1 protein-coding gene is annotated in these 659 nt (G+C 26.9%); it reads left to right on the top strand.

Features of this window, described 5'->3' with window-relative positions:
* On the top strand, positions 1–550 hold a 550-nt coding region (locus tag L21TH_RS14525), incomplete at its 5' end, for a hypothetical protein (protein ID WP_034429698.1).
* Positions 551–659: the final 109 nt, after the last annotated feature.

Here is a 659-nt window from a genome sequence, read left to right as displayed (position 1 = left end):
TGAAGAAATAAAAGGTTGCTTTGAGAAATATACTCATGGATTTTTAGATATTTATAACCACTGCTTATCCTTTGAAGAAGCAGATAAATTATTGTGTTCTTTTGAAGAACACAACCTTAAATACGAAGATAGATTCGTAAAATTTATGAAAACAGTTTATAAAGTCAATAAAAGCCAGCCTGTTGCTGTAGAATTTTATCTAAATGAATTAAGTAATATAGATTTGCTGAATATTTTATCCTGTTTAGACTATAAAGATAAATTACTTTTTATTGACCAGATTAGATACTTAAAAAATGATTCATTTTTATTTTTGGTGGACGATGAAGAAATAATAAGTTTTTTAACCAGATTATCGACAAGGGAATTAATCTTTGCCACATTTCATTTCATACAAGTTCCTGTGAGTATTTGTGGCAGTTTTGATTTATCTTTTCCTATATTTTTTGCAGATAGCAATGGATTAAATATTTATGAAGATATAGCGAGGAAATGCAGTCTTAATATAAGAGATACAAAAATTATTGCGGATAAATATAAGATAGAATAATTTGAATTAAGAATTCCATTGGTGGTGTATGTTTTGAACGAAAAATATGTATGTCCTATATGTGGATATGATAAATTAAAAGAGGATCCATATCATAATGGAGTATTAG

Origin of the sequence: Caldisalinibacter kiritimatiensis (assembly GCF_000387765.1) — a bacterium.
GTDB classification, from domain to species: Bacteria; Bacillota; Clostridia; order Tissierellales; family Caldisalinibacteraceae; genus Caldisalinibacter; species Caldisalinibacter kiritimatiensis.
This window is presented reverse-complemented; position numbering and strand designations above follow the sequence as displayed.